We start from the raw sequence: 24,485 nt of genomic DNA on the forward strand, positions 1-24,485 counted from the left end.
TTTTACGGAAAAAGTGAAAAATCGTAAAATTCACAGATTTTCATTAGCAAAATCTCCGTCAGCTAATGGAAATTAGGACGAATGTCGTCCGCCTTTCAGGTGAACGACTTGCTAATAAAAATTAGCAGGATTTTCGCTATTTTGCTAATGAAAATGCCCTCTCTGCTAATGGCAGAAAAATTCGAGCAAAATTCCTGCTAATGAATAAGGCGTTCGTTACCCTGTTAATTCGTTCATTTAGGGGTGGTCAAGCGACAATCGCACACTACTTCTATGCCATTTCTTATTATATAATTGCGGTAACAGGAGGTGGTTGTTTTGAAAGAACAAAAATATCATTTATACCTTTCCAAGGACGAATACAGCGAAGTGCTGCAATCACTTATCCGTTTGAAGAACAGCCTGATAGCACAAGGCAGATACACGGACGCAGCAGATGATATTCTTTGCAAGGTGCTTTCAGCCAAGAAAAGAAAGTTCAAAATCAAATATATCTGAACACGAATAAAGACCGCCTACACTTTTGTAAGCGGTCTTTGCTAATTTAGAGTAAGTTAGACAAACTGGAATTTATTAGGCAAACAGAATAAGTGCAACACCTGTGATAAGCAGAACTATACCAACAACAAACTCTATCATTCCCACTTTCTTTGCGTATTCTTCTTTCTTCCGACCGGCTTTGAAATCCGCCTCAAAACCGTTGATAAGATTGTATTTCTTTTTAAAGTAAATGAAGTATCCAAACAGAAGGAATGCCAATCCCAGAACTACAGCCAATACCTTTAGGAATATCATATAAACACCTCCACAAAAAATTCAAATTTGTCTTTCTCTTAATTTCCTATTATACACCAAAATTATGAATATTTCTACCCGCCGTCTATTGACCTCAATTAAGAGGAAAGTAGGTGGCTTTTTTTGTTAGCAAAAAAATTTTCAAGAAATTTTGAAAAAACACCCCCCAAAAACGCTCTCCCATTTCAAACAAGTGAAGGGGTTAATTCCGAGCCACGAAAAGGTCAGCCCTTTCACTTGTATTTTGACAACTGAATAAACCATTCACTAAGACTTTAATTCTGATGATTTTAGCCACCTTATCGGGTACGCCGTGACTTCTGCATTGCAGAACAGCGAGAACTCCCGGTATAGGTAACAGGTTGCCCCTGTTACGGCGATGACAGTCAGAAGGATAATGATACTTCTCTACGGAGCTGGCGGAGTACCCGGCAGAGGTGAAATTCCTATGATACAGATTAGCAGTCTGTTCCTTAGTGACTTCCCGTGAGCTTATTGCTCGGCAAGGGGTGTTGAGAACAAATATTGCCCGACCGGTTAGGAAATGAGCCGGTCAAGTACATAGCCATACTGCGATGGCTATGAATTTCACGAAAGGAGGACGCACAAAGTGTCGAACTGCAAAACGATTGCGATATGCAATCAAAAAGGCGGAGTTGGAAAGACGACCACTACGGTAAACCTCGGCGTCGGTCTTGCAATGCAGGGAAAGAAAGTGCTGCTCATAGACGCAGACCCACAGGGCGACTTAACCACTTGTCTCGGTTGGCAGGATACAGACAACTTGGGTATCACGCTTGCAACGAAACTCACAGATGTCATAAATGAAACGATGAATGACCCTACGGTCGGTATTCTGCACCACGACGAAGGTGTTGACCTTATTCCGGCAAACCTTGAGCTTTCAGCAATGGAGTTTAACCTTGTCAACGCAATGAGCAGAGAGACGGCATTGAGAAACTATCTCAGCGAAGTGAAGGAGAAATACGACTATATCTTAATAGATTGTATGCCTTCCCTCGGAATGGTAACAATCAATGCTCTATCTGCGGCAGACAGCGTAATAATTCCTGTTCAGGCTCAGTATTTACCGGCAAAAGGTATGACGCAGCTTGTTCAGACCATTTCACGAGTTAAGAAGCGTATCAATCCGGGCTTAAAGATTGACGGTATGCTTCTCACTTTGGTGGATAGCCGTACCAACCTCGCCAAAAGCACGGTAGAAGCTCTGAGAGAGAACTTCGGTAGTCAAATCAAGATGTATCGAACATATATCCCGATTGCCGTAAAAGCCGCAGAGACTTCTTCCAAAGGCAAGAGCATTTTTGCCTACGAACCGGGCAGCACGGTGTCAAAAGCGTACACCGAATTTACAAAGGAGGTGTTAGCCGATGGCAGGAAGAAAGAGCGACTTCACTCTCACGAAGCTCGATGACTTATTCTCGACGCAGGAACAGAGAGATGAAGAAAAACTTTCAAAAATCCGAGATATTCCCTTGACTGAGATTGACGATTTCCCCGACCACCCTTTTAAGGTGCGTGATGACGAGGATATGGCACAGCTCATTGAGAGTATTAAGGAACGAGGGGTAATCACTCCGGCGACGGTAAGGCAGAAAGAGGACGGCAGATACGAACTCATATCGGGACACAGACGAAAGCGAGCCTGTGAGCTTGCCGGGTTTGATACTCTCCGTTGTGAGGTCGTTGAACTGAACCGAGACGAAGCCACGATTTTAATGGTTGAGAGCAACTACCAAAGGTCGCAGATACTTCCCTCGGAAAAAGCCTATGCCTACAAAATGCGTTTGGAAGCATTGAGCAGACAAGGCAAAAGAACAGACCTAACTTCCGACCCAGTGGGTTGGAAGTCAAGCGGAAAAGAAACAGCACAACTAATTGGAGAGCAGTCGGGTGACAGTCAAACCCAAGTTCGCAGATATATTCGCCTTACAAACCTTGTTCCCGAACTTTTGGAATATGTTGATGAGGGGCGAATTAAAATGCGACCGGCGGTTGAATTGTCTTTTCTCGATGAGGACAGTCAGCGTGATGTGGTTGATGAAATCGACCTGAACGACGCAACCCCGTCCCACGACCAAACAATCCGTATGCGAAAGTTCTTTGAGGAGGGCAAGCTCACAACCGAAGCAATCCAAGCGATTATGTCGGAGGAAAAACCAAACCAAAGGGAGAAAATTGTTTTGAGGGGCGATAGGGTTCGACAGCTTATCCCGAAGAATATTCCCATAAGCCAAACGGAGGATTTTGTGTGCAAGGCATTGGAGCATTACAACAAGTTTCTGCGAAGCAGAGCCGACCGTGACAGCCGATAGCCTTCCCCCTTTCTCACACTCTAACCCCTATATATACCGGCTATTAACCTGCTGAAAAATATACTCTATCTCCCTTGAGTATATCTATCTCTAATAACATATAGCTGTCTATAAAAGGGTTCGCACATTTGGAGCAAAAGCAAAATGTCTGCTACGATAAAAAGTTCAGCCAATCGCACCTTTGATGTTTTGACCGGTTTTGATTACGATTAAGGCAGAAAGGAGCGATGGATATGAAAAACAGGCTGATACCTTGTGTTCTTGCCTGCCTGATGATTTTCCTCGTAGGTTGTAACGGTAACACAGCCAAAGAAGCTGCACAGGAGATTACGAAAACAGAGACTTCTTTTCCGGCTGGTAATACCGAAACAGATTCTCAGGAAGAAACGGCAGAAGAACCGGAAAGCACGACAGTTCAGGAAGAAACACCGATTACGGCAGAAGAAAGCCAATCAACCGCTGAAAGGCAGACGGTTGCGACTGTTCAGACAAAACCGGCGGAAGAAAAAACGGCTGATACTCCTGCAACCGAAAAGCCAAAGGCAGAGCCACCGAAGCAGACAACCACGCAGGCTGAACCCGAAAAACAAACGGAACAGCCAAAAGAACAGACAACTGCCGAACAAAAGCCGGTTGAAAAACCGACTGAAAAGCCGGCAGAACCGAAACCGACAGAGCCGCACAAGCAGACATTCGATGTCAGCCCTTATGTTAGTTACGCAAAAGAGTATGCGGTAAGCATAGGGCTTTCTCTTGACATCACGGCGACAGAATGTTGGGACAACCCCATATCCGCAAATCCTAACCGAAGCGGTATCAAGTCTGATATTGAAAGCAGACTGAACCGATACAAGAACAGCGAGGGTTTTACCGCTGTGTGGATATGGACAGAAAAGCTATCCGATACGGATTACAACATCTATATCGGCTACTGCTAAAACAAAATAATTTTAAGCGGACGCACTGAGTAAAATCGGTGCGTTTTTGCATTTCAAGGAGGAAAACGCAATGGTTAAAACAAAATTCAAGAAAGCCGTCTCGCTTATGTTGGCGGCGGTTATGAGCCTTACTGCTTTTACGGGCATTGGGGCAACGACAGCCTTTGCAGCCGTAGGAGAAAAAGCCGATGTGTACCTCGTCGATTATCCCCGAAGCGGAGATACCAATAACAACGGCGAATGGGGACACGGCAATCTCAACTATATGAACGGTTGGAAAGGCTTGTCCACAAAATATACAGGACTTCGTGCAATGGGTTCGTATTCGGGCAATATTGCCTACTGTATTGAACCGGGTACAGGTCAGCGGACTGGAGATACTCTCACCGAAAAGGACGAGAACTTCTTTAATAACATCAGCCCGAACGGAACGATTTCCGGCGATGACATTCGCCTGCTTATCGGTCGTATCTTGCAGTACGGCTACCGTGGAGGTATTTCGACAAGCTGGAAGTCGCAGAATGAAAGCGACGCAAACTGCATCGCACACGCTTATGCCACTCAGATTTTGATTTGGGAAACGATTGTCGGAGAAAGAGACGCAGGCTTTAATCACGTTTCTACCAGCGGATACAATGCCGTGCTTGAATGTGTAAGCACTGCACACCCACTCCGCAGTAAAATCTTGTCGTACTACAACAGTATGGTAACAAGTGTTCAGAATCACACCAAAGTGCCGAGCTTCTGCACAAGGTCAAGCGGTTCTGCAAAGGTAAACGAGCTTGAATGGAACGGAAGCAAGTATGTTGCTACTCTCACCGATACAAACGGTGTGCTTGGCAATTACAACTTCTCGGCAAACATTGACGGGGTTTCTTTCTCTGTCAGCGGAAACAAATTGACTGTTTCGATGGAGAAAGCTCCGAGCAAGGAATTTACCATCACAGCCGCAAAAAAGAACGGTGTCCGCAGAGGTGTTGTCGTATGGTCTGACGGTATCCATCAGAACGGAAACGGCATTCAGGATGTGGTCACTTATGCTCAGGAGGTCAGTGACCCTGTCAGCGGCTTTGTCAAAATGAAGGTAAGCTACGGCTCTTGTCAGATTGTAAAGACAAGTGAGGACGGAAAGGTTGACGGCATTCAGTTTACCATAAGCGGTAACGGTGTCAATCAGACTGTAACAACCGCAAACGGCGGTAAATTCCAACTGGATAACCTTATGCCCGGTGTTTACACGGTAACAGAACAGTCTATCGACAAATATGTTCCGCAGGAGGTTCACAGAGTAACTGTTGTTGCCGGTCAGGTGTCAAAGGTCAATTTCAATAATGTTCTCAAAAGAGGTAATCTTCAGGTCATCAAATCTTCTGAGGATAACTTGGTTGAGGGCGTTACCTTCCATCTTTACGGCACATCTCTTTCCGGTATTGCTGTCGATGAGTATGCCGTGACAGATAAGAACGGTGTTGCTTCTTTTGATGATGTGCTTATCAGCGGCACTACCCCATACACCATTGAGGAAGTGGATACCGCAATCCGTTATGTTGTGCCTGCAAATCAGACCGCACCGATTAACTGGAAAGAAGTAACCACAAGAAACTTCACGAACATTCTCAAAAAGTTCAGCGTAACCGTAACAAAGAGCGACCGAGAGGAAGGCACACCGCAGGGCGACGCTACCCTTGCCGGAGCAGTTTACGGTATCTATAAAGGCGAAACCCTTGTGGACAAGTATGTGACGGATAAGAACGGGCAGTTTACCACAAAGGAATATGTCTGTGATAATGACTGGACAATCCGTGAAATCACGCCGTCCGAGGGTTATCTGCTTGATACGACTGTTCACAAGGTCGGTGCTGAACCGCAGCTTTATACGGTGGAACACAATCAGACAGCAAATGATGTTACCGAACAGGTTATGAAAGGCAATATCGCCATTATCAAGCACACCGATGACGGCGAAACTCAGATTGAAACACCGGAAAACGGAGCAACCTTTGAAATCTATCTCAAATCTTCCGGCAGTTTTGACGCAGCAGAAGAAGATGAAAGAGATGTCATTGTCTGTGATGAAAACGGTTTCGGGCAGACAAAGGATATGCCTTACGGCGTATATACCGTTCATCAGACCTCCGGTTGGGAAGGTCGTGAGCTGATGAAGAACTTTGATGTGTTCATTGCTCAGGACGGACAGACCTACCGCTATCTTATCAACAACGCAAACTTTGAAAGCTATATCAAGGTTGTCAAGGTGGACGCAGAAAGCGGTAAAAACATTCCTTATGCCGGTGCAGGCTTCAAAATCTTTGACCCTGACGGCAATCAGGTAACAATGACCTTCACTTATCCTACTCCGACAACGATTGATACTTTCTACACCGACGCAAACGGACAGCTTGTGACACCGGAAAAACTGGAATACGGCAAGGGATATTCTCTTGTAGAAGTTCAGGCTCCTTACGGATATGTGCTTGACAGCACACCGGTGTACTTTGATGTGGCAGAGGAACATTCTTCCGATGAGGGTGGTATTACCGTGATTAAGGTCGATAAGCCTAATATGGCACAGAAAGGTACAGTCAGCATTGAAAAGACCGGCGAGGTGTTTTCAGGGGTAAATATCTCCGGCGTGGAAAACGCCGATGTGATTTATCAGCCTGTCTATGAAGTGAAAGGTCTTGCAGGTGCAGTTTATGAGATTAGCGCAGCAGAAGATATTATCACTCCCGACGGTACACTCCGTTATGCAAAGGGCGAGGTAGTAGATACTGTTACCACAGATGAAAACGGACTTGCCAAGAGTAAGGAGCTTTATCTCGGAAAATATACGGTGGTTGAAATTACTGCACCGGAGGGTATGGTCATCAACAAAGAAGCTCACGATGTTGAGCTGACTTATGCCGGTCAGGAAGTGTCTGTAACCGAAACCGCCACAAGCTTTGTAAACGACAGGCAGAAAGTAGCGGTAAGTCTTGAAAAGACTATTGAAAAGAACGACATCTTCAATATCGGCAACGGCGATGAAATGAAGAATATCAGCTTCGGACTTTTCGCCGCAGAAGAACTTGTTTCTGCAAGCGGTACTTCTATTCCGGCAGACGGACTGATTGAGATTATCTCACTTTCCGAGAACGGCAAGGCTGTTATCAAAACCGACCTTCCTTTCGGAAGCTACTATGTAAAGGAACTTGCCACCGATGAGCATTATATCCTTACCGACGCCAAGTATCCGTTCACTTTCAGCTATGCCGGTCAGGATACCGCAAATGTTGAGATTGCGGTCAATGACGGCAAGCCGATTGAAAACAAGCTCATTTACGGTTCTGTTTCCGGTAAGAAGATTACCGAAAACGGCGAAGCACTGGGAGGTGCTGTAATCGGTCTGTTTAAGGCTGATGAAACCGAATTTACAAAAGAAAATGCTTTGATGACTGCTACCTCCCAAAAAGACGGTAGCTTTTCTTTTGAGAAAGTACCGTATGGCAACTGGCTTGTAAGAGAAATCGAGCAGCCGGAGGGCTTCGTGCTTGATGAAACTTCTTATGAAGTTAAAATCTCCGAGGTCGCTCAGGTCATTGAGGTCGAAATCGTCAATGAGTATGTTCACGGCAATATCAAGTTGACTAAGGTCGATGAAGATTACCCGGACAACAAGCTGACAGGAGCGACCTTTGAGGTTTACAAAGATGTAAACGGCGACGGTAAACTGGATGACGCCGACGAGCTTATCGGAACTCTCTCCGAAACCTCTACCGGTATTTACGAGATGAAGGAACTTCTTTACGGAAAATACCTTGTAAGAGAAACCAAAGCACCGGATGGCTTTGAGCTTGATAAGGGTGTGTACTCTGTTTTCATTGAAAAAGATGAAACCACCTACGAGGTAGAAAACAAAGCCGGCGTCGGCTTTATTAACACAGCTATGAAAGGAAACCTGAAAATCGTTAAAACTTCCTCTGACGGTAAGGTTGAAGGCTTCACTTTCAGAGTTACAGGAGTAAACGGTTACGACCGAAGCTTCACGACCGATAAGAACGGCGAAATCATTATCGAGGGACTTCGTATCGGCGATTACACCATTTCCGAGGTTCAGGATAGTGTTTCTGCTTCCTATGTGCTTCCTGCGGATAAGATTGCAACCGTAAAGGTCGGTTCTACTACCGTTGTGGAAATGCACAATGAGCTGAGAGATACACCAAAGACCGGAGATAACAGCAATGTGGGCTTGTGGACGGCACTTGCGGGACTTTCTGCCCTCGGTATTGTCGGCACAGCCGTTGTTGCGTACAGAAAAAAGAAGAAGGAGGACAATGAGTAATGGACGCTAAAACAATCGTAGCAGTTGTATTAGTCGCCTTTATTATCGGCGGCTTTATCTTCTTGCAGATTAAGAACAGAAAGAAATAAGGAACGCTTGTGTGGGCGGAGTGAAAACTTCGCCCACCGTTCTTTTACGGAGGTGCATTATGAATAAGCAAAAGACGGTTGACAGCAAGGTGCTTGCAATACTCAGAGAATGCCCCGAAACGAGGTATGACGATATGCAGCTTATCCTTTGCTATTACAACCGATACAGCTATATGAGAGTCGGAGATTTACCGCTTGAGGATATAGTCAACAACTATAAAGGCTACGGCTTGCCGTGCTTTGAGACTATCCGCAGAGCAAGACAGAGAGTGCAATCCCTATTTCCCGAACTGTCAAGGCAGTGCAGTGGCTGCGACTGCGGAAACATCAGAATTGTGATTGAAGTAAGCTGAGGTGTGGATATGAACGAGGGAAAAAGAAAAATCGGTGAATACACTGTTCTTTGCTCGGTCAATGTGGGCGAAAAGGAAGTTATCTTGGCTTCCAATGAGCAAAGTACAAACGGCGATAAATTTATGTGCGGCTTTGCAGAGCGAAACGACCTGTTTGAACTGTGTTCGGAATGTATGGTAAGCGATGACTATATCGAAATCGTACACCTTTTCGGAAGCCGTGTGGCAAATGAAGCGGAGCTTTTCAAGGAACAGGTCGAAAAACTGGATATTCCAATCACACTCATAACAGAAGCCGACTGTATCCCCGACCACTATTCCAAAGACATCAACGGCAAAATCATAGCCATTGACCCCAAGGTATTAAAGCCTGAATTTCAGAGAGCCGACAGACAGCTCTACTATGTTACAGGTGGTTTCGGTGCGTCGGCAAACAGCCGTGGAAGTGCCGTGTTTTGTACCAATCTTCACACCGGCAAATCAACCCGATATGAAAGAATGGATGTTATGGGCGAAATAAAGCCTGAGCGTCTGCCTGAATGGGCAAAGGAAAAGGCACAAGAGCTTTCAAACAAGAAGCGAAATAAAGACAAAGAACGATAAGGAGGACAAAGCAATGAAGGAAAATTTCACTTTTCAGCAAAAGACAAAGCTTCTGACGAAACTGTTTGACGCAGGCTGCAATACCGAAAAGAAATTGCAGCAGCTCGACATGGAGAGCATTTTGAAAATTCCGGGTATCACTATTCCGGATATGAGTCTGATTATCGAGTTTCAGAAGCAGACCAAAGCCAATAAGCTGTTCTCTTATTTGGGAGGTGGCACTGATGAGCAGGCAGGAACAGAATGACCGCCATATCATTTGGAGCGACATTAGCCTTGACCTTGATGATTGGCGAGAGTCTTTGGAGGAACTGTATCCCGGATATTCCGATGATGAGCTTTACGACATTATGGTAAAATCCAATGCCGAAAATCTTTATGATGAACGAGTAAATCTCAATATTCAGCTTTCACAGCCGATTATTGTTATCGGCGACCTCGGCAGATGGAACGGCAGAGTGTCGGGCTACAAGATGATTGATTCCGGCAACATTAAGGACTCCCTTTATTCCGATACCGATTACAACGAATGGTATGTGGATAAGTACGGCGACCTTCGTGCCGACGCCGTTCATCACGACGGTACAAACCATTATCTTTACCGTGTATTCAAAGACGGTGTTACCGATACGCAGATTGAAAATCTGCAAGATAAAATCTATAACGGAAAAGCCACAAGAGCCGACATCACACGAGTTACCAAAAGGCTCGGCGATGACATTGCCGGAGTTTATGGTTTTCCTATTCCAAAGCAAAGACAAACAAACGAACAAGCGAGGTGATGAAAATGGATTACAGAGTATTGACCGAAGCAGAGCGTAAATACACCTTCAGCCAAAGTCAGCAGCTCTCTATGCAGACCGGTCTTATCGGATATTTGAGAGCCGACTTCGGTTCTAACGGGAACGAGTTTTGGACGACTTGGAACGATTTCAGAAAAGACTTGAAAACCGATGAATTTAAGGCTGAATTTGATGAAGTCATAAACGGATTGCGTGACGGCGATGTTTTGTCCGGCAGAAAGGCTATGTCCTCTTACTGTTATTCCACTCCCGACAGCTCCTTTAATGATGACTGCAACCACTACGGCATCCGTCTTGATACGGGAAAGTACAGCTATCTTATGAGATTTAACCCCAACAGGGGCGAGTACAATCTGTACTGCTATTGCTATCAGAAAGAGTGGCTAAATGCCCACTTGAAAAACGCTGAGCGAGGTATCCGATTTATCAACCCGCACTATCAGGAGCAGTTTCGCATTGCGGACGGAGAAAAAATCTCAATCAAGCTCGGCGACGGCAAAACAATGGAGAGAACTTGCAGATATATCGACGACTACCATTTGGAGGTCGGCACAAATCTCTACCATATCTGCGAATTTGCCGAGCTTTGCGAGAGAAACGGTCATACCGTAGAACCAGCCGCAAAAGAAAACACGAAATCCGCAAAGGACAAAGAAAAAACACGATAAGGAGGTGCAGACGAGGTGGCAAGAAAATTTGACCTGATTTCAGAGCTGTATGAAAGAACCTGTTTTGCAGTTACAGACAATCCGGTAAACTGGCAATCGTTTCTGAAAACAGCAGGCAGAAATTTCAGGCTCCGATTTGATGAACAGCTTCTCATTTATGCCCAAAGACCCGACGCAACAGCCGTGCTTGAAATCGAACGATGGAACGGTACTTTCGGTCGCTGGGTAAACCGAGGAGCAAAGGGTATTGCCGTATTTGAGGACACAGACAGAAGCCGTCAAAGGCTGATTCATTACTTTGATATATCGGACACCCACGAAAGTCGACATTCCCGCCCTGTTCCGATTTGGGAGATGAGACCCGAATATGAAGCAGAAGTTATTGAAACACTTGAAAATACTTTCGGTGCGGTAAACGATACAACGAGTATTGAAAATGTCGTCAAAGAGAGCATTGCCAATGCCGTTGAGGATAACATCGCAGACTATATCTCCGACTTTATGAGTTTGGGTGCAGGAAGCGATATTGAGTATTTGTCTGCCGACGAAGCAAATGCCTTGTATTTGGAGCTTGTCAGAAACAGCGTATCATATATGGTTATGGCACGATTGGGACTGAACGCAGACAAGGTCTATTCTCCCGATGACTTTGCCGGTATTTCAAGTTTTAATTCACAGGAAGTTCTCAATGCGGTGGGTATTGCTACAAGCGACATTGCAGAAATGGCGTTGCTCCCTGTCAGCAGAACAATCAGCACGCTCAGCAAGGAAAATCGCATAATTGATGAACAGGAGCAATCCGAATACAATAAAGACATCAAAGACGAAAGGAGTCAAAGCGATGAGCGAAATCACATACACGATGGTGGGAGATTACAATCTTCCGAACCTGAAACTGCCGGAGCAGACGGAAGTGACTCTCGGCAGATGGTCGCAGATGAGGAGAACTTATCTGAAGGAACATCACAAAATCCTGTACTACAATCTTCTGACGAAAGGGATTCTGAACAGTCACTTGGCGGAGGTTCAGCAGAGAGCCAGCGAACTGGAGGAAACTCTCGTGAAGCAGATGGCACAGAAAGCCGGGCTGACGGAGCAGATGAAAGCGGAAGATATGATGAAGTGGGTTCGCCTGATGAACAACATCAGGAACTCGGCACAGGAAATCGTGAAGAATCAGGTAATATTCGCTTAGAGTATTACGACAGAAACCACGAGGACAAGAGCCTGCCGTTTTTCGGTGGCGATGATACTATCCGAGAGATACTCGGTACTACCCCGCATTTGTCCGCTTCAAAGGAAGAAATCAAAGACTTCTATGAGAGAAATACGGACAATGCGACCCGTACCGAATATATCAAGGGTATCTTCAATAACGACTACACCCGGCTTACCTTAAACGACGGCAGGCTTGTGGGATACAAAACATTTCAGAATGTCCTCCACTTGTGGGAGGGTGAATACGAAAACAGAACCGCTCAGAGTTTCTACGACTGGGGCGTTATCGCACAGCATTTTGAAGCAATGAGACTTTTGGGAGAATTGACCGATACAATGAAACCGATTCCGTCTATGGACGGTCAGTTGACTCTCATTATGGGAAATCAGGCAGAGGAACAAAAAACCTCTGCCTTTACTTTTTCTCAGGAAATCATAGACGCTGTATTGACCCGTGGAAGCGGAGTTTCCGAGGGTAAAATGCGTATCTATGAGCAGTTTGAAAAGAGCATTTCCGCAAAAGAGAACGCCGACTTCTTGAAAAACGAATACGGTTGGGGCGGCTCTTATCCGGTCATCATCGGTGCAGGCATTGACGAACAGCACGACGGAAAAGGTATCACAATTTCAAAAGGTATCGGAAGCGACAAGCCGCACATTACTCTTTCTTGGTCTCAGGTGGAAAAGCGTATCGGAGACCTTATCCGTATGGACAGATACCTAAACCCAAAGGAAAAAGAAAAGTACCCTGAATGGCTTGAAAAGCAGGAAGAACGGCGAGCCGAGCTTGCAGAGCAGAGAAAAAACCGTGAGATACTTTCTACCGCACCGCCTGAACCTGAAAACAAAGAGGACGAGCCGGAAGCGCAGTATGAATATCATCTCGGCGACAGCGTGTATATTGGGGCTTCTCAGTATGAGATTTTGTCCTTTGATGAAAACCGTGTAATGCTCTATGACTTCGATATGCCCTTATTCAACAAGGAACTTTCAAGGGAAGAATTTGACCGCAAAGTGCGTGAAAATCCGATGAACGACCACTTGAAGGTCAGTGTATTACCGGCGGAAGAAAAAACCGTTACAGGCGAAAATAAAGCTCAAAACGATACTGAAACCGTACCGGATTTCAGTCCGAAAACCGGTTATGACGACGCCTTCTTTATTGACCGGGACAATGAAAGTGTAACTTGGATGTACTATAACCCCGACAGCAATGCCGGAGGTCAGTATGTTACAAATACTCTTTCTTTTGACGAGATACAGCAAGTCGCACGGGAGTATGACTCGGCAGAGGATTTCTTTGATTATCTCGGTAGCATTGCAAATCAGGAGCTTGCCGATGTAGGTACGGAATGGTTTGTGGACGCAGACCGAGAATTTCACAGGACACCGGATTTGACCGACTGTACCTCTGCCACAATGGAAGCTCTTATTGAAAACACTGAAAGAGCTGATATGGTGGCAACAAATATCGGGAATGTACCGATTGAGGATTACAGAGAAATCGTTGCTACTCAAAACGGTTTTGACAGCGATGAGGAAATGTATAACGAGGGTGTTCGTATCGGCAACGGTTACGACAAAGAGCCTGAACCGATTGTCCCCGCTTGGGAGCAAAAGAAAAAGTCAAAAGTAAAGAGCTTTGACCTCCACCCGGATATTCCTATGTCCGAACGACACAACTTTGACCTTGCCAATAATCAGGTTGAAGAAGTGAACAAGAAAGAACGCTTCCACCGAAACTATGCAGCAATAAAAGTCCTGAGAGATTGTCAAAACGAAAACCGTTTTGCAACACCTGACGAGCAGAAAATCTTGTCGAGATATGTCGGTTGGGGCGGTATTCCCGAAGCCTTCGACGAACGAGCAGGAGCTTGGCATACAGAGTATGCAATGCTGAAAAACATCCTGACGCCGGAGGAATATGCGTCGGCAAGAGAAAGCACACTGACTGCATTTTACACTCCGCCCGAAGTATCTACCGCCATTTACAAGGTGTTGGAACAGATGGGATTTCAGGAGGGCAACCTGCTTGAGCCGTCCTGCGGTATCGGTAATTTCATCGGTATGCTGCCCAAGTCAATGGAAAACGCAAAGGTTTACGGTGTTGAGCTTGATACCATTTCAGCCGGTATCGCTCAGCAGCTTTATCAGAAATCTTCCATTGCGGCACAGGGCTTTGAGGAAGTAAATGTCCCCGACAGCTTCTTTGACGGCATTATCGGCAATGTGCCTTTCGGAGATTTCAAAGTCTCCGATAAACGATACGACAAGTACAATTTCTTAATCCACGATTATTTCTTTGCAAAATCGCTTGATAAGTTACGCCCCGGCGGTGTGATGGCTCTTGTGACAAGCAAAGGAACTATGGACAAGGAAAACTCCAATGTGCGTAAATATATCGCACAGAGGGCGGAGCTTCTCGGAGCAATCAGACTTCCGAACGACACCTTCAAAGGTAATGCCGGGACAGAGGTCGTATCCGATATTCTGTTTCTGCAAAAGCGAGACAGACTCATAGATATTGAGCCGGATTGGGTTCATCTTGACACCGACGAAAACGGTATAAGGATGAACTCATATTTTGTTCAGCACCCGGAAATGATACTCGGCGAAATGAAAATGGTAAGCGGTCGCTTCGGACCGGAAGCAACCTGTGAACCGTTTGAAAATGCCGACCTTTCGGAGCTTTTGAACGAAGCAGTCTCAAACATTCACGGAGAAATCTCCGAATACGAGGTTGCCGACGAACTGGAGGAAGAAGATAATTCTATCCCGGCAGACCCTATGGTAAGGAACTTCTCTTACACTGTTTTAGACGATAAAATCTATTTCCGTGAGAACTCCCGTATGTCCCCGGTGGAGGTATCTGCAACCGCTGAGAACCGCATTAAGGGTATGATTGGGATAAGAGATTGCGTCCGTAACTTGATTGAACTGCAAACCGAGGATTACCCGGACAGCGAAATCAAACAGGCACAGGATAAGCTGAACACACTGTATGACAGCTTTACAAAGAAGTACGGACTGATTAACAGCCGTGCCAATACTTCTGCCTTTTCCGACGACAGCTCCTATGCTCTGCTCTCCGCTCTTGAGGTTATCAATGAAGATGGCGAACTGGAACGCAAGGCGGATATGTTCTTCAAAAGGACGATTAAACCGCACAAGCCGGTAACGGAGGTTGACACCGCAGACGAGGCTCTCGCTGTCTCTATGGGCGAAAAAGCAGCCATTGATATGGAATATATGATGGAGTTGTCCGGCAAAAGTGAGGAGGAATTATTCGCTGACTTAAAGGGTGTAATCTTCTTAAATCCCCTTTATGAGTACGGTAATTCCTATGAGCCGAAGTATCTGATGGCAGACGAATATCTGTCGGGCAATGTTCGTGAGAAGCTGGCGACAGCCAAAAGGTCTGCGGCACTGTATCCCGAAGATTACACCGTCAATGTGCAGGCACTTGAAAAGGTGCAGCCAAAGGATTTGACGGCAAGCGAGATTTCCGTAAGGCTCGGTGCGACTTGGATACCGCCCGAAATATTCCAACAGTTTATGTTTGAGTTTCTCGACACCCCACGCTATGCACAATGGAATATCAAGGTTCACTACTCTCAGTTTACCGGCGAATGGAACATTGAGGGAAAGAGCTACGACCGTTCCAATGTAAAAGCGTACAGCACATACGGTACTTCCCGCATCAACGCATATAAGATAATTGAGGAAACACTGAACCTGAAAGATGTCCGAATCTTTGACTATATCGAAGATGAGGAAGGCAGAAAGAAAGCCGTTCTCAATAAAAAAGAGACGGCAATCGCACAGGCAAAGCAGGAACTCATAAAGCAGGGCTTTCAGGACTGGATATGGGCTGACCCTGCCCGCCGAGAAAAACTCACGAAGATGTATAACGAAAAGTTCAACAGTATAAGACCCCGTGAGTACGACGGAAGCCACATTGTTTTCAACGGTATGAACCCGGAAATCGAACTCCGTGAACATCAGAAAAATGCGGTTGCACACATTCTGTACGGCGGTAATACGCTGTTAGCACACGCAGTCGGTGCGGGCAAGACCTTTGAAATGGTAGCCGCCGCTATGGAGTCCAAACGACTGGGACTTTGCAATAAGTCGCTGTTCGTAGTGCCAAATCACTTAACCGAGCAATGGGCGGCGGAGTTCTTACAACTCTATCCGGCGGCGAATATTCTCGTAGCGACAAAGCGAGATTTTGAGACAAAGAACCGCAAAAAGTTCTGCGGTCGAATTGCCACGGGAGATTATGACGCCGTAATCATCGGTCATTCTCAGTTTGAGAAAATCCCGATGTCCATTGAAAGACAGAGGGCAATTCTTGAGCAGCAGCTTGAAGAACTGACAGACGGTATTATGGATTTGAAGCGAAACCGTGGAGAAAACTTCTCCATTAAACAGCTTGAAAAGTCTAAAAAGTCCGTGAAACAAAAGCTGGAAAAGCTCAACGACCAAAGCCGAAAGGACGATGTTGTTACCTTTGAAGAACTCGGTGTGGACAGGCTTTTTATTGACGAGAGTCATTATTACAAGAACCTCTATCTTTACACCAAAATGCGTAATGTGGGCGGTATCGCTCAAACGGAAGCACAGAAATCCTCCGACCTGTTTATGAAGTGCCGATACCTTGACGAGCTTACAGGCGGTCGAGGAACGGTATTTGCAACCGGTACTCCTATCTCAAACAGTATGGTGGAGCTATATACCATTCAGCGATACTTGCAGTACAACACGCTTGTCAAAAACAACTTGCAGCACTTCGACTCGTGGGCAAGTACCTTTGGAGAGACTGTAACAGCCGTTGAGCTTACCCCGGAGGGAACGGGTTACAGAGCGAAAACCCGCTTTGCGAAATTCTACAACCTACCGGAGCTTATGGCGATGTTTAAGGAGGTCGCCGACATCAAGACGGCGGATATGCTGGAACTGCCTGTGCCGGAAGCACACTTCCACAATGTTGCGGTCAAGCCTTCGGAAATGCAGAAAGAGATGGTTGCTTCCCTTGCGGAACGAGCCGAGAAAGTCCGTGGCGGCGGTGTAGATTCGAGTGTAGATAATATGCTTAAAATTACAAACGACGGCAGGAAGTTAGCACTTGACCAGCGTATGCTTAACGATATGCTGCCTGATTTTGAGGGCAGTAAAATCAACGCCTGCGTCGATAACATCTACCGTATTTGGGAGGAAACAGCCGATAAAAAATCGGCACAGCTTGTGTTCTGCGACCTCTCAACTCCAAAGAATGACGGAACATTCTCGGTATATAACGACATCAGAAAGAAGCTCATAGAGCGTGGTGTCCCCGAAAGCGAAGTCCGCTTTATCCACGAAGCAGATACCGATGTGAAGAAAAAAGAACTGTTCCAAAAGACCCGTAAAGGCGAGGTCAGAGTGCTTCTCGGCTCTACGCAAAAGATGGGAGCCGGCACGAATGTTCAGGACAGACTTATCGCACTTCACGATGTGGATTGCCCGTGGAGACCGTCAGACTTGGAGCAGCGTTCCGGTCGAATTATCCGTCAGGGTAACTCAAATCCTGATGTAGATATTTACCGCTATGTAACGGAGCAGACCTTTGACGCATATCTCTATCAGCTTGTAGAGGGAAAGCAAAAGTTCGCCAGTCAGATTATGACGAGCAAATCCCCGGTGCGTTCTGCCGAGGATATTGATGAAACCGCCCTTTCCTATGCAGAGATTAAAATGCTTGCCACCGGCAACCCGTATATTAAGGAGAAGATGGATTTGGACATTCAAGTTCAAAAGCTGAAGCTCTTAAAATCCAACTTTCTATCTGAAAAATACGCTTTGGAAGATAAGATAATCAAATATTATCCGCAGCGAATTACAGCTTTGGAAAACCGTATTGAAGGATTGAAGCAAGATGTAGAAACTGCGAAACAGCACCCGAAACCAACGGACGACCGATTTGTCGGTATGGAGGTTAAGGGTGTTTTTTATTCCGAAAAAGCCGACGCCGGTAAAGCAATCATTGAAGCCTGCAAGCAGATGAACAGCCCCGACCCTATTCCTCTCGGCAAGTACCGAGGGTTTGAAACGGAACTGCTTTTTAATACCGCAGAGCGAAATTATGAGGTTCGACTGAAAGGTGCGACAAGCAGAAATGTTCCTCTCGGTGATGACGCACACGGCAATATTATCCGTCTTGATAACGGCATTGAGAGATTTGCCGAGAGCTTGTCGCTTGCGGAAAATGACCTTGAGAACACCACAAATCAGTTGGAAACCGCAAAGAAAGAAGTCCAAAAACCGTTTATCCAAGAGGAAGAACTAAAGACAAAGCTTGCCCGCTTGGACGAGCTGAATATCTTGCTCAATATGGATAAGCGAGAAAACGAAATTGTCGGCGGCGAACCCGATGAGGGCGAAGTGCCGAACACACGAAAGGAGAAAACCTATGAACGATAAAATGACACCCGATAAGGAAAGAGAAAACTGCCCTTGCAGAAAAGCAATCATTAACCCTTTTGACGCAATGATGATGGTTGTGGTCAGGAGACTTGATAAAGCATATCTCGAATTGAAAAGAAGCAAACCGCCCGCAAAGGAAGCAGAATTTGCCCTTAGAAATGCAAAGCTTTCTTTCTACGGAGAGTTGGTTCGACAGAGCATTGAAACGGTGTTTTCGCCGGAAGAAATCATTGCTTTGTATGAAAACGACGACCTTGCGGGAGGTGCTTGGACTGTTTGGAATGACATCGGCTGCCCTGTTGATAAGATACTCATTATCATTGCAAAGCTCAGTATCAACGAACCGATACAGAAAGCGGTTGCCGATTTGCTGATGTAGAACGGCGGTGATAATTATGCCGTATATTGCACCGGAAGTCATAACCGAAGCCAAACGAATGGATTTATTAACCTATCTTAGAGAGTATGAACCGGGCGAGCTTGTTAAATTTTCAAGTAACACCTACACCACAAGAACCCACGACAGCTTGAAGATTTCCAACGGCAAATGGATGTGGTGGTCGAGAGGTATCGGGGGCAAATCTGCCCTCGATTACCTTATCAAAGTCCGTGGAATGGATTTTGTGGAGGCGGTTCAGACCATTATGGGAAACGGTTCAGTCAGCTTTCCGACTTGTGAAAACATCAAAAGTTATGAGAACCAGCCTTTGCTTCTGCCTGAAAAAAGCCCCACTACCGATGTGGTATTTGATTATCTTTTCGGGCGTGGGATTGATTATGAAATTATCAACTACTGCTTGGAACAGAAGCTAATCATCGAGTCGCTCCCATATCATAATGCTGTTTTTATCGGCTATGACGAGAACAAAGAACCTAAATACGCCGCATACAGAGCAACAAATCAATCAAGAATTATGGGCGACTGCACCGGAAGCAAAAAGCAATATTCTTTCCGCCTGACTGCCGAGAACACCGGAGAGGTTCATCTTTTTGAGTGTGCCATTGACCTGCTTTCCTATGCAACTTTGATGAAGCTGGAGGGCAAAGACTGGCGACAGTTTAACCTTGTTTCTCTTGCGGGAGTGTATTCCCCAAAGCAGAAAATCGAGGACTCGAAAGTGCCTGTTACACTCGGCAGGCTGCTTGAAAAGGACAAAACAATCAGGCGAATTGTTCTTCATTTGGACAATGATATTGCCGGAAGAAAAGCGACCAAAGCGTTGCAGACGATTCTTTCAGATAAGTATGAAGTCGTTGACGACCCTCCCCAATATGGGAAAGATGTCAACGACTTTCTTTGTAAACGCTTGGGAATAAAAGATAAAACCGAAAGGAGTTTTGCACGATGAAACTAAAAGAAATCAGAGAAATGTACCCGGAGGGAACGCAGATTGTACTCACTGAAATGGCTGGCGAAAGTCAAATGCCCTACGGTCTGAAAGGAACGGTTAAATTCGTTGACGACGCCGGACAGATTCATATGAGTTGGGAAAACGGAAGCTCCCTCGCCTTGAATATTAACGAGGATACCTTTGAAAAGGTAGAAGCACCTGAGAAGATTTCCGTCATTCTTGTTGAGCCGGGCAGGTATCCGAAGCTCATTGAAATCGAGGATACGCTTGAAGCAATGCAGTCTCTTGTGGAGGGAGATATTGAAGAATATATGCCCTTTGAGGACGAAGTTGCCATCATCTGCAACGATGAAGGAAAGATGAACGGCTTGCCGTTGAACAGGGCAGTTTATTCCGAGCCTGAGAATGTTGAGATGAGTTATCCGCAGTTGAAAGCTCATTTCCGGCAGGCAGAAAAAGAAAGAAACCACACGACCGGATATATTGTTTTTACGGATGACAGCTTTGACAAGCCTTACACAGAGGAACAAAGAACCTATGTTGTCAGCAGTAACAATAAGGCTTTCATTGAGGGTATGGGAGGATATTCTATCTATGCTTCTTCCCTTGACGGCTCGGATAAATGTGTGCGACTGGAAGCGTATATGGCTGATGAACACGGCGGCAAGGATGGTTGGAAGATTGAAAAATGTTATGTGAAAGACGACAGCAACCGTGAAATGCTCGACATTATTGCCGGCAAGTTCTTCATTGCATACGCACCGATTGAGTCGGAAAAGTTCCTCAGTATGCCGAAAGAACTGGCTCGTAAGTACGAGGAAAAGTTCAAATACCCGGAGAGATTTTATAAGTCCTTGGACGGTATTGAAGCAAAGCCGTATAAGCCTGTCTCAAAGGATATGGAGAGATAAGAGTCAATCTATGGGGCAACCCTGAGTGTCTGCATAATCTTAGCGAGCAGACCATTTATGGACAGGAATGTCCAAAACGGTACACTCGTTAGGGGTTGCCCCTAATACCCCAAGCAAGAAAGGAGCATAAGCTTTGCGGGAGATAGTATTGGTCGCCGCCGGGTTACTCATCGGCGGCTTTTTCGGAGTAACAACAATGTGCCTGTTTCAGATAAACCGGGACAGACACTATATTTACAGAAAGGACAGCGATAAAAATGAGCAAGAGAAACATTGAAAAGCACATTCTGATGAACAAGGCAGAAGCTCAGGATTTGCAGAAAAAAGCAAAGCGGGCGTGTCTTTCCGAAGGCGGACTTATCCGTTTGCTTCTCAGAGGATACGAGCCGAGAGAAAAGCCCGATGAAAGATTTTACGATGTTATGCGTGAGCTTTCCGCTATCGGCAACAACATCAATCAGCTTGCGGCGAAAGCAAACACCCTCGGATTTGTGGACGCACCGCAGCTCAAAAAGGAAGCCGAGCGTTGGCACAAGTTTCAGGCTGATGTGGAGCGTACTTTTTTAAGACCCGATAAGAGCGATATGAAATGGCAGTAAGTAAATTGTGGTCGGTCACATCAAGGCTCGGTCAGGTAATCGACTATGCCGCCAATCCCGAAAAGACGGCGGCAGACATTTACACCGAGGAACAGTATCAGGCTCTCCGTGATGTTCTCAGCTATGCAAAGGACGAAGAAAAAACCGAGCGTGAGTTTTTCGTAGAGGGTATCAACTGCAACCCTGCGACCGCAAGAGACCAGTTTATATCTGTAAAAAAAGCATACGGCAAAGACGACGGCATTCAAGCCTATCACGGATACCTGAGCTTTAAGGAACAGGACATATCCCCGGAGCTTGCACAGAAAATCGGAATGGAATTTGCAAACGAAGTGTGGGGCAAAAGATTTCAGGTGGTGGTTACTACTCATCTGAACACGAAACACCTGCACTGTCATTATGTAATAAACTCCGTTTCCTTTGTGGACGGCAAGCGGTTATGGGGCGACGAAAAAGCGTGGTTCAAGTTTCGTTTGGTTGCCGACTGCCTTTGTGAAAAGTACGGACTGTATTACAATCCGAACCCAAACCGCAGTAAGCAATCCTCTTATTACTACAAGCAGGAACAAGCCGGTATGCCGAGCCGATATTCAATGACCCGTGACGCCATTGATGAAGCGATTGCACACAGCACCAACTTAAAGACCTTTGATTATATCCTGACTCAGATGGGCTATGAACATTGTCTCAGCGACAGTCGAAAGTATTGGACGATTGTCCCGAAAGGATACAAGAAGCCGATACGACTTAAATCACTCGGAGAGAATTATACCGAGGACGCAATCAAGCGTAGGCTGACGGAAAATCAAAAGGTTCTTATCGTTCCTTTTGCAAAGGAAACGGTAAGAGTCAGGCAGTACCGAATGCCCACAAGAGAACACAAAGTCAAAAAGGTCGGCGGACTGTATGGGCTGTATCTGCATTACTGCTATAAGCTGGGTTATCTGCCGAAGTACAAAAAACAGAATACCGCAAGGCTTCACTATCTTTTGAAAGAAGATTTGCTGAAGCTCGACAAAATCACTCAGGAGACAAGGCTGCTTGGACGGGAGAACATTTCTACCGACGAGCAGCTTTTCTCATATAAAGAGTCCGTGTTGTCGCAAATCAAATCCTTGACTGACGATAGAACGCACCTGCGAAAACAGTTAAGAAGAAATTTGAGTGACGATGAGCTATCAAATGTCAAAGAGCAGATTACGGCAATCACGAGCAAGCTGTGGACTCTCCGCAAAGAGGTCGGTCTTTGTGATGACATAGCCGAAAGGTCAAAGGTTATTGAAGCCAACCTTGAAACGGTAAGAGTTTACGAAGAAAAACAAGAACGAAAGGAGCAGAACCGTAATGACAAACGGAGGTGATGCGGCAGAACAGGTCGTCAGGCTATCGCTTGAAGGCTTTGAAGTAGCCGCAAAATTAAGCGGAGCGGCAGCAAAGAATATTGCCGTTCTTTTAGTCTCTGTTCTCAAACAGGAACAGAAAACAAAAGGCAAGGCTCGACTTACTAATATGATTAAGTCGGGCAAGGAGCTGAAGGTGTTTTCTATCCCCAACAAGGACTTGAAGAAGTTTACCGAGCAGGCAAAACGCTACGGCGTTCTCTACTGCGTACTCAGGGATAAAAACACAAAGGGCGATAATGTCCCGATTGATATTATTGCCCGTGCAGAGGACGCTTCCAAAATTCAGAGAATCGTTGAGAGATTTGAACTCGGTAAAGTTGATAAGGCTGCGATTGTCACCGAGTCTCAGAAGGCTGTCGAAAAGCGTGAAGCTTTGGAGAAAGACAAGCCGACGAAAACCAAAAACGAAATCATCACTGAGGAAGCCGTCAGAAAACCTATTCAGAAAGAGGGGTATTCCCAGTCAAACCCCACAGTCGCCAAAACGGACAAAAACCCTCCGTCAAGGCACGACTCCGAGCCGGTAGATATGCAAACTGATAAGGGTACTGTAAGCGACAGACAGAGAAAGCCGTCGGTAAAAGCAAAGCTTGACCGATATAAGGCACAGTCCAAGCAGCAGAAAGAAGCAGAACGCAAAGAGCCGGAGGTATCAAAGCCGGAAGTCAAGAACGCCCCGGCACAGACCGTACACCAGCAGCCGAAACCTAAAAGCAAAAATGTGAAAGAGAGGTAATCACAATGACAAACAATTTTACCCCTGCTAAGGCAGGACAGCAGAGCAAACGACTTTCCAAAGAGGAATATGCCGAGAAGATGAAGGCTGAAAAAGAAGCCGTATATCAGATGGCGGACGACACCGCAAAGGCGATTGTTTCCGACCCGGAAAAGTTCAAAGCCTTCCTTGATACGCAGAGCCGTCTTGACAGATACTCTGCGGTCAACGCACTTCTGATTTTCAAGCAGCTTCCCGAAGCAAGCCAGCTTAAAAACTTTGATGACTGGAGCAAAGATAATGTGAAAATTCAGAAAGGTGCGAAAAGCATTTCCATTCTTGAACCTGTCGAGTATGCAAAGAAAGACGGTACGACCGGCATTTCCTACAATGTGAAAAAGGTCTTTGATGTTTCGCAGACCAACGGCAAAAGACCGCCTGCACCGACTGTCAACCGTGACCCGAAAGCACTCATTACCGTTATGCTGGATTCTTCCCCGGTTGAAGTGGAAGCAACAAATGAGCTTCCGTATCCCAATATGGCGGCGTTTTATAACAACGAGGAACAGACCTTGTATGTAAAGCGTGATGTGGGAGACAGCGTAGCGGTCGCTCAGTGCGTAGCACAGGAGCTTGGCCACGCACAGCTCTCTATCAACAGCGACAGTTACAGCAGAGCGGATATGGGCTTTCAGGCAGTATGTATCGGCTATATGCTTTGCAAAAAGTACGGCGTCGATACACAGAATTTTGCTATCAACCGTATCCCTGAAAAGCTCGCCGGCAAAGAGCCGAAGGACATTCGCTATGAGCTTTCCAAAACGAGAAACGCAATGGCGGATATTCACTCCCGTGTTTCCGATGAGCTTTACAAGAAAAAGCAGGAACGAAGCAAAGACTACGAAAGATAAGGTGA

The 24,485-nt window shown here is 45.8% G+C and carries 20 protein-coding genes; 19 read left to right on the forward strand and 1 reads right to left on the reverse strand.

Translation table 11 applies throughout. The features are described from left to right. The first annotated feature begins 318 nt into the window (after positions 1–318). The gene (locus B9O19_RS00705; RefSeq protein ID WP_102364675.1) at positions 319–498 is read left to right on the forward strand and encodes a hypothetical protein; all 180 of its coding nucleotides are present in this window, start codon (positions 319–321) and stop codon (positions 496–498) included. 75 nt (positions 499–573) lie between these two features. On the opposite strand, the gene B9O19_RS00710 is transcribed toward B9O19_RS00705, so the two are convergent. Continuing rightward, complete coding sequence (locus B9O19_RS00710) at positions 574–795, reverse strand: DUF3784 domain-containing protein (protein WP_015573075.1); 222 nt, start codon at positions 793–795, stop codon at positions 574–576. Between the two features lie 610 nt (positions 796–1,405). On the opposite strand from B9O19_RS00710, the gene B9O19_RS00715 reads away from it, so the two are divergent. The 18 genes from B9O19_RS00715 (at position 1,406) to B9O19_RS00800 (ending at position 24,480) form a co-directional block, all read left to right on the forward strand. Further along, positions 1,406–2,230, forward strand: coding sequence for a ParA family protein (locus tag B9O19_RS00715; protein WP_024721698.1), 825 nt, complete (start codon positions 1,406–1,408; stop codon positions 2,228–2,230). Continuing rightward, positions 2,187–3,131, forward strand: coding sequence for a ParB/RepB/Spo0J family partition protein (locus tag B9O19_RS00720; RefSeq protein WP_024721697.1), 945 nt, complete (start codon positions 2,187–2,189; stop codon positions 3,129–3,131). Before B9O19_RS00715 ends, B9O19_RS00720 begins: the two co-directional genes overlap by 44 nt. Before the next feature lie 233 nt (positions 3,132–3,364). After that, positions 3,365–4,069, forward strand: coding sequence for a hypothetical protein (locus tag B9O19_RS00725; protein ID WP_024721696.1), 705 nt, complete (start codon positions 3,365–3,367; stop codon positions 4,067–4,069). Between the two features lie 70 nt (positions 4,070–4,139). Then, positions 4,140–8,390, forward strand: a complete 4,251-nt coding sequence (locus B9O19_RS00730) for a SpaA isopeptide-forming pilin-related protein (protein WP_015573073.1) — start codon at positions 4,140–4,142, stop codon at positions 8,388–8,390. Positions 8,391–8,538: 148 nt separating this feature from the next. Then, the gene (locus B9O19_RS00735; RefSeq protein WP_003525240.1) at positions 8,539–8,832 is read left to right on the forward strand and encodes an exodeoxyribonuclease VII small subunit; all 294 of its coding nucleotides are present in this window, start codon (positions 8,539–8,541) and stop codon (positions 8,830–8,832) included. A 9-nt stretch (positions 8,833–8,841) separates the two neighbouring features. After that, positions 8,842–9,435 (forward strand): hypothetical protein, encoded by a 594-nt coding sequence (locus B9O19_RS00740; protein ID WP_015573072.1) that lies wholly within the window; start codon positions 8,842–8,844, stop codon positions 9,433–9,435. A gap of 13 nt (positions 9,436–9,448) precedes the next feature. Next, the gene (locus tag B9O19_RS00745; protein WP_015573071.1) at positions 9,449–9,682 is read left to right on the forward strand and encodes a hypothetical protein; all 234 of its coding nucleotides are present in this window, start codon (positions 9,449–9,451) and stop codon (positions 9,680–9,682) included. Beyond that, on the forward strand, positions 9,660–10,217 hold the full coding sequence (locus B9O19_RS00750; protein ID WP_102364676.1) for a hypothetical protein: 558 nt from the start codon (positions 9,660–9,662) through the stop codon (positions 10,215–10,217). Before B9O19_RS00745 ends, B9O19_RS00750 begins: the two co-directional genes overlap by 23 nt. A gap of 5 nt (positions 10,218–10,222) precedes the next feature. Beyond that, a complete protein-coding gene (locus B9O19_RS00755) occupies positions 10,223–10,906 on the forward strand; it encodes a hypothetical protein (protein WP_015573070.1) in 684 nt (227 codons plus the stop codon). Between the two features lie 15 nt (positions 10,907–10,921). Continuing rightward, complete coding sequence (locus B9O19_RS12330) at positions 10,922–18,586, forward strand: N-6 DNA methylase (RefSeq protein ID WP_102364677.1); 7,665 nt, start codon at positions 10,922–10,924, stop codon at positions 18,584–18,586. Beyond that, the gene (locus B9O19_RS00765; protein WP_014635901.1) at positions 18,576–18,968 is read left to right on the forward strand and encodes a hypothetical protein; all 393 of its coding nucleotides are present in this window, start codon (positions 18,576–18,578) and stop codon (positions 18,966–18,968) included. The genes B9O19_RS12330 and B9O19_RS00765 overlap by 11 nt, the downstream gene beginning before the upstream one ends. Before the next feature lie 16 nt (positions 18,969–18,984). Further along, positions 18,985–19,938, forward strand: a complete 954-nt coding sequence (locus B9O19_RS00770) for a DUF3991 and TOPRIM domain-containing protein (protein WP_024721691.1) — start codon at positions 18,985–18,987, stop codon at positions 19,936–19,938. After that, positions 19,935–20,852 (forward strand): DUF3846 domain-containing protein, encoded by a 918-nt coding sequence (locus B9O19_RS00775; RefSeq protein WP_102364678.1) that lies wholly within the window; start codon positions 19,935–19,937, stop codon positions 20,850–20,852. The genes B9O19_RS00770 and B9O19_RS00775 overlap by 4 nt, the downstream gene beginning before the upstream one ends. A gap of 133 nt (positions 20,853–20,985) precedes the next feature. Then, positions 20,986–21,129, forward strand: a complete 144-nt coding sequence (locus B9O19_RS00780; protein ID WP_081721142.1) for a DUF3789 domain-containing protein — start codon at positions 20,986–20,988, stop codon at positions 21,127–21,129. Beyond that, positions 21,110–21,451: a plasmid mobilization protein gene (locus B9O19_RS00785; protein ID WP_024721689.1), complete on the forward strand. Its 342-nt coding sequence runs from the start codon at positions 21,110–21,112 to the stop codon at positions 21,449–21,451. The genes B9O19_RS00780 and B9O19_RS00785 overlap by 20 nt, the downstream gene beginning before the upstream one ends. Further along, a complete protein-coding gene (locus B9O19_RS00790) occupies positions 21,442–22,812 on the forward strand; it encodes a relaxase/mobilization nuclease domain-containing protein (RefSeq protein ID WP_024721688.1) in 1,371 nt (456 codons plus the stop codon). Before B9O19_RS00785 ends, B9O19_RS00790 begins: the two co-directional genes overlap by 10 nt. Further along, positions 22,796–23,590, forward strand: coding sequence for a PcfB family protein (locus B9O19_RS00795; protein WP_003525219.1), 795 nt, complete (start codon positions 22,796–22,798; stop codon positions 23,588–23,590). The genes B9O19_RS00790 and B9O19_RS00795 overlap by 17 nt, the downstream gene beginning before the upstream one ends. Positions 23,591–23,595: 5 nt before the next feature. Continuing rightward, complete coding sequence (locus B9O19_RS00800) at positions 23,596–24,480, forward strand: hypothetical protein (protein WP_015573064.1); 885 nt, start codon at positions 23,596–23,598, stop codon at positions 24,478–24,480. Positions 24,481–24,485 lie beyond the last annotated feature (5 nt).

Origin of the sequence: Monoglobus pectinilyticus (assembly GCF_002874775.1) — a bacterium.
Taxonomy (GTDB): Bacteria; Bacillota; Clostridia; order Monoglobales; family Monoglobaceae; genus Monoglobus; species Monoglobus pectinilyticus.

What these genes read in the sequence shown, in the direction of transcription:
- B9O19_RS00775 (WP_102364678.1), top strand. Translation starts at nt 19,935, where the DNA reads ATGAAACTAAAAGAAATCAGAGAAATGTACCCGGAGGGAACGCAGATT.
- B9O19_RS00800 (WP_015573064.1), top strand. Translation starts at nt 23,596, where the DNA reads ATGACAAACAATTTTACCCCTGCTAAGGCAGGACAGCAGAGCAAACGA.
- B9O19_RS00790 (WP_024721688.1), top strand. Translation starts at nt 21,442, where the DNA reads ATGGCAGTAAGTAAATTGTGGTCGGTCACATCAAGGCTCGGTCAGGTA.
- B9O19_RS00770 (WP_024721691.1), top strand. Translation starts at nt 18,985, where the DNA reads ATGCCGTATATTGCACCGGAAGTCATAACCGAAGCCAAACGAATGGAT.
- B9O19_RS00785 (WP_024721689.1), top strand. Translation starts at nt 21,110, where the DNA reads ATGAGCAAGAGAAACATTGAAAAGCACATTCTGATGAACAAGGCAGAA.
- B9O19_RS00735 (WP_003525240.1), top strand. Translation starts at nt 8,539, where the DNA reads ATGAATAAGCAAAAGACGGTTGACAGCAAGGTGCTTGCAATACTCAGA.
- B9O19_RS00795 (WP_003525219.1), top strand. Translation starts at nt 22,796, where the DNA reads ATGACAAACGGAGGTGATGCGGCAGAACAGGTCGTCAGGCTATCGCTT.
- B9O19_RS00720 (WP_024721697.1), top strand. Translation starts at nt 2,187, where the DNA reads ATGGCAGGAAGAAAGAGCGACTTCACTCTCACGAAGCTCGATGACTTA.
- B9O19_RS00710 (WP_015573075.1), bottom strand. Translation starts at nt 795, where the DNA reads ATGATATTCCTAAAGGTATTGGCTGTAGTTCTGGGATTGGCATTCCTT.
- B9O19_RS00725 (WP_024721696.1), top strand. Translation starts at nt 3,365, where the DNA reads ATGAAAAACAGGCTGATACCTTGTGTTCTTGCCTGCCTGATGATTTTC.
- B9O19_RS00765 (WP_014635901.1), top strand. Translation starts at nt 18,576, where the DNA reads ATGAACGATAAAATGACACCCGATAAGGAAAGAGAAAACTGCCCTTGC.
- B9O19_RS00755 (WP_015573070.1), top strand. Translation starts at nt 10,223, where the DNA reads ATGGATTACAGAGTATTGACCGAAGCAGAGCGTAAATACACCTTCAGC.
- B9O19_RS00740 (WP_015573072.1), top strand. Translation starts at nt 8,842, where the DNA reads ATGAACGAGGGAAAAAGAAAAATCGGTGAATACACTGTTCTTTGCTCG.
- B9O19_RS00730 (WP_015573073.1), top strand. Translation starts at nt 4,140, where the DNA reads ATGGTTAAAACAAAATTCAAGAAAGCCGTCTCGCTTATGTTGGCGGCG.
- B9O19_RS00750 (WP_102364676.1), top strand. Translation starts at nt 9,660, where the DNA reads ATGAGCAGGCAGGAACAGAATGACCGCCATATCATTTGGAGCGACATT.
- B9O19_RS00745 (WP_015573071.1), top strand. Translation starts at nt 9,449, where the DNA reads ATGAAGGAAAATTTCACTTTTCAGCAAAAGACAAAGCTTCTGACGAAA.